Below are 8,820 nucleotides of genomic sequence, written 5' to 3' on the forward strand. Positions count from 1 at the left end.
TGCGTATTACAGTGAATGTTGCCACTCATTCCAATTCAAAGCTGGCAGTCATTCCATTGGAAAGTAGTCCAGTAATTCCGGTGGGACTCGCCACAATAAACGATGCATTTATTGCAAAAGATGGTTATCCGTAATCTGTGATTGATTTTGACTAAATTCCCATCAGAAGTCGGTCAGCGTAATGTTTAAACAGCCTAAAAGGTTAGACTGATAAATCATTTTTGATGGCTCTTAAAAGATTGTCGAAATGGATGTGGCGGATTTCACGCGGCCCATCATTTGTATCAATTATTCCTTGCACAGCTTTACTAGCTTCTTCTGACCCAAAAATTGATACCCTAGTTTGCCAAAGCGCAAAGGTCTTACTGTTTTCGTCACTTGGGCTGATCGCCGCTATATGCAGGGCATCCAATAACCCAAGATAAGCCTCTCGCTTTTCTTGGTATTGGAGGGCTGACCTATCTTTTTTAGAAGATAGTATTGTGTCAAGTATGGTTTTGATAATTGCGCCAACTCCAAAAGCCCCAAAGAGCGTACTCCAATCCATATTGCCCCCTCCATGAAAAAAACAGTGTCTAATTTTGATTCGGTTTGACGCATGGCGCAGTTACTGTATTAGCCCGCCACATAGAGTGTCGATAAATTATCCCTATTGAAATTTTGATTGGCTATTAAGCAACTCACAAGAAGAATCAAACTCCCCCAGCCTAAATTATTCTAGTTGAAGTCAATCACAGATTGCGGATACCCCAAAAGATTAACTCTTAATTTTCAACAAGACATCATTTTGGGTGATGTTACCAATATTTGTGAAGGATCAATCAACGACTCTGCTGACTAAGAACCAGCCTTAATCGCTCTTATAGCCCACCCATGTCATTTCTAGCTCATAAGCCATCGATCGCGCAAGACCATCTAAGTCAGGGAATAGGGTTGAATGGGTAATATTCATACGATAGAGCGCCTGCATAGCTTCAAAGCGCATGGACTGCGAGAGAATAATTTTCTTAATCAAACTTTGGTCCGCTTGATAGTTGTCAATAATTTGGTCAAGAGTCTTATTTAATACCCCTGGCACCACAAAAGTACCCGACTGGGCTACTAGCCTTCGATCCATTTGCCTAGGCTCGCCAACCCATAGCAATTCATGGGCATTAGGTAAAAAATATTTGGCAAAATTGCCCTTAGCCCTTGGATCAATGGTGGATCTTGTTAGCTCAGGATCTTGCATTGGGGACCTTCTCCAGAGTTTTGGAGTATCCAATGCAAAAACAGCGCAATCATTTTTGGCATCACAGAGCGCAAAAAATGCCGCCACAAAGGGCGACTTGGTAAAATCAAGCATTCGAGTGCGGGCCCCATGGTGCTGCATTAAGGCTAGACAACGCAAATCATCATCCAGCACAGTGGGATCATCTAGAAAATTATGAGCCTTGCGCCTAAAGATACGCAGGGCCCGCTCTTCTCGAATCGGCCACTCCCTTGCGTCGGGAATGTATTGGGCTAGATACCTAGATAAAGAAGAATCTAGCGACCAATTTGCATCTTCTTGACCTCGAAAGACCCACCCGTCAAACTGTGAAATAAGTCCAATAAACTGCTCCCACGTTTGAATGCTAATTGCTTCCATCTAAACCTTAAATATTTAATATCACTACAAAGATCGCCATAGAGCAGGTCTATGAGGCTACACAAGACTGACCACTGCTGTTTTAATCGCCAGCCCAACCATCAATAAGCCAAATGCTTTTCTCAGGTAGGTGGTTGAAATGAGTCCAGCCAATTTCACCCCTATTTTAGAGGCGGGAATTGAGCATAAGCTCATTAACAATAAAGCGTATAGATCAATATAACCCCAGCGCCAATCATGCGGCATTCCCGAGGTGATGCCAAATCCCATCACAGCCCCCAAAGAAATTGGCAAAATAACACCTGTAGCAGTACCTATGGCTTTGCGCAATGGTAAACCCACCTTCATTAAGTAAAACGTCATCACTGAAGCGCCACCCAGGCCTGCTAACGAGTAAGTTGCCCCGGAAAAGAATCCGGCAACAACATAAAAACGTGCAAAAAGCGGTGAGCCTTCCATGTTGCCAGACAGCAACCCCAGAAGCTTTATTCCAAAATAAAAGAGCATTGCCGTAAGCGCGATTGTTAACCATACCCCAGGAATCTGCGTGGCAATCAAAGCCCCAATGAATGCACCAATCCCAGAGGCAAGATAGAGTTTTTTGAACCACCCTAAATCTACATTGCCAGCCTTTAGCTGGCTTAAAAATGATGATAGCCCCGTAAAGGCCATAATCGCTAGAGAGGTGCCAAATGCAAGACGGATAGAGTCGGTTGAACTCATATCGGCAGCCTTATAAACGCCAATTAATACAGGGATCACCAAGGCCCCGCCTCCAATCCCAAACAAACCCGCCAATAAGCCCGCAACAGTTCCGCCAAGAATAAAAATTATCATCTGATTAGCCTTGATAGTAGGATTTATTCACGCCGTCAATCGATGTCTTATTGGGGTGGGATTGACTTGGAAAATCTTCATTAAAGTGCCCGCCCCTAGATTCGTTGCGCGAAATTGCGCTTTGCATAATCAGGCTCGCAGCATCAAATGTATTGCGATTACGCAATGCTTGACCATAGGGCTGTGATTTCGCAGGTCGCATCTCAATTTCTTTAAGCTTGTCTACACCCGAGGCCATTCCATTTGAATTGCGAACAATACCCGCACTTGCCCACAATAGGCTTCTTAGCTCATCAATAATGAATTCGCTTAATGGCGCATTAATCTGACTTGGTATAGCTGGGGTCGGTTTATTACTTCGTCCACCCTCAGATGATTCGATGGATTTAGCGCACTCTCGTCCCATCACGACACATTCCAGCAAGGAGTTGCTTGCTAGTCGATTGGCTCCGTGCAATCCAGAATTTGCAACCTCACCAATCGCATATAAGCCCTTAACGGAAGTGCGTCCAGCCACATCTGCAGCAATACCCCCGCAGGTATAGTGCGCCGCTGGAGAAACGGGAACCTTCGAAGTGGAGAGATCGACCCCATAGGCGTTAGTTAGCTTTGTGAGGTTGGGAAAGTGTTGTTCAACAAATTGAGGCCCTTTATGAGAAATATCCAAAAATACATTGGGGGCATTATGAATTTTCATCTCAGAGTAAATAGCGCGCGAGACAATGTCTCGCGGAGCCAACTCTTTTTGTGGCGAATATTGCTCCATAAATCTAATATTCTGCGAGTTGTATAAATAACCCCCTTCACCCCTGACTGCCTCGGTAATCAGGCTGACAACCTTGCCATCCATAAGAAATGCCGTCGGATGAAATTGAATAAATTCAAGGTTCTCTATAGTAGCTCCAGCCCTCCAAGCTATTGCAATTGCCTCTCCCTTGCCGGCATTCGGATTTGTGGCATATGGATAAAGGCCCGTTATTCCACCTGTTGCAAGCACAATTTTGGTGGAGTAAAAAATTGAGACTTCCCCATCAATTAAGCTTTGAGTAATAACCCCGGAGACTGCCTCACCATCCGTGATTAATTCCAAAACCTCATGCTGCCTTAGCCATGCGATATTAGGTAGTATGCTAACCTTTTGAACGAGGTTTTGCATGATTGCGCGGCCAGTCATATCATCAACGTGCGCAACTCGCCTTTCGCTGTGACCGCCTTCGCGGGTTAGGTGAATTAATCCACCCTCCTTAGTAAATGGTATTCCAGCATCGATTAACCATTGCAGTGCCGATGGGCCATCTGCAATAATTTGCTTAACTACCACTTCATCGCAAATTCCGTCGCCGGCAATCAGCGTATCTTGAACGTGCTTGTCCAGATTGTCTTCCGTCGAGAATACTGCTGAGATTCCGCCTTGCGCATAAAAGCTCGAAGATTCTGAAAATTTATTTCTAGAAATAACACCAATTTTTAAATTGCCTGGCAAATGCAAAATCAGAGAAAGGGCGGCGAGTCCCTCACCAATTATGAGGATGTCAAATTTCAATCTAATGCCTCCGTTGTTTCGTTTGGCAGGGCTAAGTCAAGTTGCCCCAGAAAATACAGGCCCGGAGATATTTGCATCCCATTAAAACAAAGCCTGCCTTGCTCTTGCTGCACTGCATGTTGCATTATGGTCCACCCCCCCCCCTATAGATTCATCAGTAATTACCCTTGTTTATGAGTTTTTAAAGAAACTTTTTTATAAAAAGATAACTTTCATCATTGAAAAATATAAATTTAATATTTTTATATTCAAGTCAATCCCTTGAACATGGGGCAGCGGAGTTTGCACGAGTTCAAGCAAGCATCATGACTGAAATCTAGGAAGAGGCGCATCGCTAATGACTTCAAGAAAACAATTGCATCCCTATGATGCAATTGTTTGATGAGCGCCATAAAAACATAAACAAGTGCTCTTGATATTTTCTGCTCGAACGACTCTTGACCGCTATTACAGAAAATCTCTCATGCCGCGAAATACCCGCTAGAGAGGTAAATCTTCCCGATCAGCTCCAGATTGTTTTAGGATTCGGCCGGGCAAAATAAATAGGCTAAGTACAACCCAAAGCACAATTGAGAAAATGACATAAGTCAAAATGAGCTGCAAGATGTGCTCTGCGGTTTCTAGCTCTTGATTTTGTGTCAGTGCGTATAGTCTCGCAAATACAACTAACCCAATAAAGACAACATAGGCCCAGCCAAAGATGGTGATCCAGCGAGAAGGTTTTTTCAATATGGCTTTTGTGCGATTAATGACTAGCTGCCCAGAGCGCTTGAGGATGCGGATTTCTTTATCACTCAAATCATATCTTGTGAGCATGTCAATTACTTGCTTGCGCACGGGTGTGGTTGCTTCAAAGCCAAATCGATATTTAAAAAGATAGTTATTGTCTTGTGCCATCTCATTTAAACGCTCACGAGACTGCGTAGCTAGCACCAGCTTGATTGATCCTGGAATGAGCATTTCATAGTAATCGCGACCTGCATTGCGATTGGCTTGCCCTAAATTGAGCTGACTAATATCAACTGATTCTTCGTTTTGTGACATGCTGCAATCCTTTCGGGTTGGTTAGAAGATTTGAAAAGAGTGCTGAGGAAAATTACTTTTCGTGAAAGTCGCGACCCGCATTGCGTGAATTGTGATTCAAATTGATTTGGACTGCTCCACCCTGATGCGCGCGCATTAGTGCTGATAATTTATCTAGGGGCTGTTTGGTTTCAAAATAGGCAATGACCGATTCGAGCAGATCCTTATAACGTGCGCCAGTATCAGCGTTGCCAAGACAGCCGTTATAAAGCCCCAAAGCCAAATCGAGATGGGCATCGTCAGTATCCAATGAGTTCAGAAGGTCCTTATAGTGCGCATCATCATTACTCAGGTCGGTGATGCTTTCATTGCGTAGCAAGTTGAGCAAGCCTTTTGCATAGGGGTTATTGCACTCAATGGCCGCTTGCACAAGGGCAATTTGGAGTTGAATGGTTTTAAATAGCTGCAGATCAATCGGACTTGTCCCTGTTCGAGTGCCTAAGCCAGTAAGCAACCAGTCGATCGAAATACCAAAGACGCTACGCAAAGAAAACAAAAACTCCGTTCCCGGCCTTTTATTTCCCCGGGCGACATCACTTAAGAACCCAGGAGAAACGCCTAGCTTGCCCGCAAATTCTGTTTGATTTAGGCCTGAATGGACAATAGTCTGCGCTATGCGGCCAGCAAAGCCATCCAATGCTAATTGCGATGGCATCGAAAAGTCTTGATTTTCTTTATTCATTAGATTTAAAATTGTCTCAATAGAGAAAATAAATGTATATTTAAAGCAAATATTAACCCATAAATGATGAAAAATCACCTATAAATCATGGATGCTCTTGAAATTGCCTACCGCTTGCGCCTCTTAGGTAAGAGGCAGACGGATATTGCAAAGGAATTAGGAATTTCTCCTCAAGTCGTTCATAGGGTCATTGGTGGCCAGATCACAGCACACACTGTCGCCACGCATATTGCCCTTTTGTTGGGCAGCACCCCCCAAGCGCTTTGGCCGGGGCGCTACGTATTTAAGCCTCGAACATCCATCGCTAAAACCAGAAACGCTATGCAGGAGGATCGCATGACATAAGTACTATGCCAAGCGCCAAATGAAAAACCCCAAAGCGCGAACTTTGGGGTTTAGGCAATGCTGGAGAACTTCATGAAGTCAAATATTGTCCATCAACTTCAGGATTATTTTCTCTCGCACTTCTTTATCTGTCAATACCTTTCATTTGATTGGGGTGGTGTGCGCTATTACGCGCCACCAGCGACGGCATTTGGCCAATACTCGCCCAAGCCCTTAACGGGTTTTCATAATTACATTGGTTTGAATACATGCCCAATTGGAGAATTTGTATGAGAAAAATTAAGGCCGTCTTACGCCTACATTTTGAGGGTGATTTGAGTCAGCGCGCTATTGCTAAAAGCCTTGGCATTTCAAAAGAAGCCGTGCGCGAATATATAAAGCGATTTATTGCAGCAAAAATAGCTTGGCCTCTACCTGAAAATTTAAGCGATGCAGAACTGGAAAGTCACCTATTTCCAGCGGACCCAAATGCACCACGTAAGGCTGAGCCCGATTGGGCTCTAGTGCATTGTGAGATGAAACAAAAAGGTGCCACACTAGCCATACTGCATCAGGAACATCTAGAGCAACATCCAGATGGCATTGGCTATAGCCGCTTTTGTGAGCAATACCGGAAATATACGCTATCGCTCAAACGCTATATGCGCCAAACCTATCCTGCTGGAGAACGCGCATTTGTTGATTATGCCGGCCCCACAATTTCGATTGCCAATATCCAAACGGGAGAAGTGAGAACAGCGCAAATCTTTGTTGCAGTCCTTGGGGCATCAAATTACATCTATGCCAGAGCCAATTGGTCGCAAAGTCTGCCCAATTGGATTGATGCCCACATCAAATTTTTTGAACATATTGGCGCCGTGCCAAAAGTGATTGTGTGCGATAACCTCAAATCGGCAGTAACTAAAGCTTCTCGCACAGAACCCATCATCAACAGTACTTATCAAAACATGGCTGAGCACTATGACACTGCGATTTTGCCCGCAAGAGCATACAAGCCTAAAGATAAAGCTAAGGCGGAAAATGGGGTGCTAATTGTGGAGCGCTGGATTATGTTTGTTTTGCGTAAGCGCTTATTTACGAGCCTTGGCGAGTTAAATGTTGCCATTAGCGAGCTACTAGAAGAAATAAATCGCAGGCCCTTTCAAAAGCAAGACGGCAATCGCAAGCAATTATTAGAAACTGTAGATCGCCCAGCTATGAAATCCTTGCCCGAAAATCCCTATGAGTACGTCGAGTTTCACAGATTGCAAGTTGGCCTTGATTACCATGTACAACTTGATGATTGTCGATATAGCGTACCGCACACTCTGGCACGAAAAGTAGTTGAGGCGCAGTTAACGGTGCGCACCGTTGAAATATTGTATCAAGGCAGGCGGGTAGCTAGCCATGTGCGACAAGATAAAGGCATCATCACCGATGCCGCGCACATGCCGTCAGAGCATCGCTACCTTGCGCAGTGGAATGATGGGTTGGCTCTGGATTGGGCCGGAACGATCGGCATCTGCACTCAGCAATTTCTAGAAAAACTCTTGGCAGAAAAACGCGCGCGCGAGCAAGGTTGGCGTGCTCATCACGCCTTAAAGAAGATATGTGAAGAGTATGAGGCACTGCGACTAGAGGCTGCCTGCAAAATTGCTCTTGAAGCGGGGGTTAGGTCAGTTAGTCGCTTAAGAATCATTCTTGCCAACCAAATGGATCGCAATCCATTGGCAACTGCAGAACAAGAAGCCAATTTTGACCATATCAATATTCGCGGTGCTAACTATTACCACTAAAGCAGGCGCCATCAACTGAGAAATTTTTAAAAGGGGTTACAACATGCTATTACAAGAAACCTTCCGCAAACTCCATGAAATGAAGCTTTTGGGCATTGCCCAGGGGCTGGAGGAGCAGTTACAAAATCCTACAAGCCAAGATCTAGCATTTGAGGAACGTATTGGCTTGCTGGTCGATCACGAGCATACCCACCGAGAAGCTCGGCGACTCAAACGATTGCTAGCAAAGGCTAAGCTGCGCGAGAACGCTTGCCTAGAAAATATGGACTATCGCACGAATCGCGGTTTGGATAAAGGCCTGATTGCCTCGCTTGCCATGGGTGCTTGGATTGAGCAAGGAGCTAACCTGATTATTACTGGCCCCACTGGCGGAGGTAAGACCTGGATTGCTTGCGCACTCGGAAATCAAATGTGCAGACAAGGCAAAAGTGTGATTTTTCAAAGACTCTCGCTCTTGCTAGAAGAGTTTGGAATGTCACATGCAGATGGCACCTTTCGGCAAAAGCTAGCTCAATTAGCAAAAGTAGACTTACTAATACTGGATGATCTGGGTATTTCCACATTGAGCCCAATCAATCGAAGCGATTTACTAGAAGTCATTGAGCAGCGTACAGGCAGAGGCTCAACCCTCATTACCAGTCAAATGCCAGTTGAAAGATGGCATGACTATCTAAGCGGAGGAAATCCTACTGTAGCTGATGCGATTCTCGATAGACTTGTTAGCGGGTCATATCGAATTGATATTAAAGGGGAGTCTATGCGAAAGAAAAATCCGGCAAAAAGTTAGCCCTCTCAGAGGCCCATCATTTGATGGGCTTTTCTTTATTGCTACTGACTACCCCTACTGGAATGAGTGGGCTACTTTCCGCTGGAATGAGTGGCAGGTTTGGACTGGAATCGGTGACGGGTTTGACTGGAATACACA

The 8,820-nt window shown here is 44.7% G+C and carries 10 protein-coding genes; 4 read left to right on the forward strand and 6 right to left on the reverse strand.

Annotated elements, in window-relative coordinates; all coding sequences use genetic code 11:
• Nucleotides 1–202: 202 nt before the first annotated feature.
• The 6 genes from ICN30_RS11280 to ICN30_RS11305 form a co-directional block, all read right to left on the reverse strand.
• On the reverse strand, nucleotides 203–547 hold the full coding sequence (locus ICN30_RS11280; RefSeq protein WP_216228779.1) for an aegerolysin family protein: 345 nt from the start codon (nucleotides 545–547) through the stop codon (nucleotides 203–205).
• 303 nt (nucleotides 548–850) lie between these two features.
• Entirely contained in the window at nucleotides 851–1,630 is a 780-nt protein-coding gene (locus ICN30_RS11285) for an FRG domain-containing protein (protein WP_216228778.1), read from the reverse strand.
• A 57-nt stretch (nucleotides 1,631–1,687) separates the two neighbouring features.
• Nucleotides 1,688–2,467 (reverse strand): sulfite exporter TauE/SafE family protein, encoded by a 780-nt coding sequence (locus ICN30_RS11290; RefSeq protein WP_216228777.1) that lies wholly within the window; start codon nucleotides 2,465–2,467, stop codon nucleotides 1,688–1,690.
• A 4-nt stretch (nucleotides 2,468–2,471) separates the two neighbouring features.
• A complete protein-coding gene (gene nadB / locus ICN30_RS11295) occupies nucleotides 2,472–4,010 on the reverse strand; it encodes an L-aspartate oxidase (RefSeq protein ID WP_216228776.1) in 1,539 nt (512 codons plus the stop codon).
• 480 nt (nucleotides 4,011–4,490) lie between these two features.
• Nucleotides 4,491–5,054 carry a hypothetical protein gene (locus ICN30_RS11300; protein ID WP_216228775.1) on the reverse strand — a complete coding sequence of 188 codons (564 nt, stop codon included), beginning with the start codon at nucleotides 5,052–5,054 and terminating at the stop codon, nucleotides 4,491–4,493.
• 52 nt (nucleotides 5,055–5,106) lie between these two features.
• Entirely contained in the window at nucleotides 5,107–5,775 is a 669-nt protein-coding gene (locus ICN30_RS11305; RefSeq protein WP_216228774.1) for a helix-turn-helix domain-containing protein, read from the reverse strand.
• Nucleotides 5,776–5,862: 87 nt separating this feature from the next.
• Here ICN30_RS11305 and ICN30_RS11310 point away from each other — a divergent pair, with 87 nt between their 5' ends.
• From ICN30_RS11310 to istB, 4 genes are all read left to right on the forward strand, one after another.
• Complete coding sequence (locus ICN30_RS11310; protein ID WP_216228773.1) at nucleotides 5,863–6,120, forward strand: helix-turn-helix domain-containing protein; 258 nt, start codon at nucleotides 5,863–5,865, stop codon at nucleotides 6,118–6,120.
• Between the two features lie 72 nt (nucleotides 6,121–6,192).
• Nucleotides 6,193–6,393: a hypothetical protein gene (locus tag ICN30_RS11315; RefSeq protein ID WP_216228772.1), complete on the forward strand. Its 201-nt coding sequence runs from the start codon at nucleotides 6,193–6,195 to the stop codon at nucleotides 6,391–6,393.
• A complete protein-coding gene (gene istA / locus ICN30_RS11320) occupies nucleotides 6,390–7,895 on the forward strand; it encodes an IS21 family transposase (RefSeq protein ID WP_216228771.1) in 1,506 nt (501 codons plus the stop codon). Before ICN30_RS11315 ends, istA begins: the two co-directional genes overlap by 4 nt.
• 43 nt (nucleotides 7,896–7,938) lie before the next feature.
• Nucleotides 7,939–8,682 carry an IS21-like element helper ATPase IstB gene (gene istB / locus ICN30_RS11325; protein ID WP_216228770.1) on the forward strand — a complete coding sequence of 248 codons (744 nt, stop codon included), beginning with the start codon at nucleotides 7,939–7,941 and terminating at the stop codon, nucleotides 8,680–8,682.
• Nucleotides 8,683–8,820: the final 138 nt, after the last annotated feature.

Origin of the sequence: Polynucleobacter sp. 31A-FELB (genome assembly GCF_018882405.1) — a bacterium.
Lineage (GTDB): Bacteria > Pseudomonadota > Gammaproteobacteria > Burkholderiales > Burkholderiaceae > Polynucleobacter.

What these genes read in the sequence shown, in the direction of transcription:
- ICN30_RS11305 (WP_216228774.1), bottom strand. Translation starts at nt 5,775, where the DNA reads ATGAATAAAGAAAATCAAGACTTTTCGATGCCATCGCAATTAGCATTG.
- ICN30_RS11285 (WP_216228778.1), bottom strand. Translation starts at nt 1,630, where the DNA reads ATGGAAGCAATTAGCATTCAAACGTGGGAGCAGTTTATTGGACTTATT.
- ICN30_RS11300 (WP_216228775.1), bottom strand. Translation starts at nt 5,054, where the DNA reads ATGTCACAAAACGAAGAATCAGTTGATATTAGTCAGCTCAATTTAGGG.
- istB (WP_216228770.1), top strand. Translation starts at nt 7,939, where the DNA reads ATGCTATTACAAGAAACCTTCCGCAAACTCCATGAAATGAAGCTTTTG.
- ICN30_RS11280 (WP_216228779.1), bottom strand. Translation starts at nt 547, where the DNA reads ATGGATTGGAGTACGCTCTTTGGGGCTTTTGGAGTTGGCGCAATTATC.
- ICN30_RS11290 (WP_216228777.1), bottom strand. Translation starts at nt 2,467, where the DNA reads ATGATAATTTTTATTCTTGGCGGAACTGTTGCGGGCTTATTGGCGGGT.
- ICN30_RS11310 (WP_216228773.1), top strand. Translation starts at nt 5,863, where the DNA reads ATGGATGCTCTTGAAATTGCCTACCGCTTGCGCCTCTTAGGTAAGAGG.
- istA (WP_216228771.1), top strand. Translation starts at nt 6,390, where the DNA reads ATGAGAAAAATTAAGGCCGTCTTACGCCTACATTTTGAGGGTGATTTG.
- ICN30_RS11315 (WP_216228772.1), top strand. Translation starts at nt 6,193, where the DNA reads ATGAAGTCAAATATTGTCCATCAACTTCAGGATTATTTTCTCTCGCAC.